Origin of the sequence: Staphylococcus caeli (assembly GCF_051413795.1) — a bacterium.
Lineage (GTDB): Bacteria > Bacillota > Bacilli > Staphylococcales > Staphylococcaceae > Staphylococcus > Staphylococcus caeli_A.
In genome coordinates, this window is the sequence record NZ_JBOIRQ010000047.1 from 1 (window position 1) to 1,154 (window position 1,154).

Consider the following 1,154-nt stretch of genomic DNA (forward strand, 5'->3'; position numbering starts at 1 on the left):
TTCATTCTTAGTGCATTTAGTATTTGATGACCCATACGATATGTTGCTTCTAATTTATCATCTAAAGAAAGTAAATACTGCAATGCACTATAAGTACTTTGCCAACTTTTAAAAAGTCGAAATGGATGATAAAGAGTAGAATTCAATTGACTAGGGTTCTTTAAAAATAGACGCCAATAACGTTTTAATTTATTATATTCAGGTCTGTTATTACTACGTTTGTGATTCATTACAGATACACGGCAACGATTAATTTCCCTATTAATTGCTTGGACAATATGAAAGCGATCAATAATGATTCTAGCATTTGGGAATAATTTTTTGATTAATTCTATATACGGTTTATACATATCAATGGATATGGTTTTAACACGTGACCGTGTTTTAAGAGGAAATCGACTAAAATATTTTTCAAGTTCACCTTTTCGTCGATCAGGTAAAATATCTAATATTTCGTGTGTACTTCCGTCACAATATATAAAACTCATAGCTCCTTCAACATCTTTAGTTGATTTAAACTCATCAAAAGACAAATGATTTGGCAGTATATCTGATATTTTTGGTTTAACTTGTTGAGCAATAATTTTCATTTGACGATGAACAGTTGAAGGTGAAATAAATAAATCACGCGCGATTGCTTTCTCAGAGCGTGCTTCAGTAGCTTTTTCAGCAATGGCTAGTTTTACTAAATTTGAAATCGAAGATTTTGGTTGAACGAAAGATGACTTAGCTGTGAAAGTTTCACCACAAGCCTTACAATAAAATCGCTGTTTATTTAGTTCTAAGTAAGCAGGTTTATAAATGATTTCACCCATATAAATTAATGTGTGTCTCTTGCCATTTTTAATAACAGTATTATTTTCATTTTTAATACCACAACATTCACAAGCAATAGCATCGTAGGTTAAAACAGCTTTATAAAATAGTGTTTTGATGCACTTGTAGTATATTTCTTGAGGTAATTCATTTGAAAAATAAATACTATCTACTTTTAAACCAAGGTAATTTGTTTTATTATAAGTATATGGCACAGATATCTCTCCTTAATTATGGTTTCGTCGCTTATAATTATAGAGATATTTGTGCTTTTTTGTATTCAAACATAAAAATAACGATTGATGATTTTACTCACCAACCGTTAAAAGTGTACAGCC

1 protein-coding gene is annotated in these 1,154 nt (G+C 30.1%); it reads right to left on the minus strand.

Annotated elements, in window-relative coordinates:
* On the minus strand, positions 1–1,031 hold a 1,031-nt coding region (locus ACSULM_RS12465; RefSeq protein ID WP_436863117.1), incomplete at its 3' end, for an ISL3 family transposase.
* Positions 1,032–1,154 lie beyond the last annotated feature (123 nt).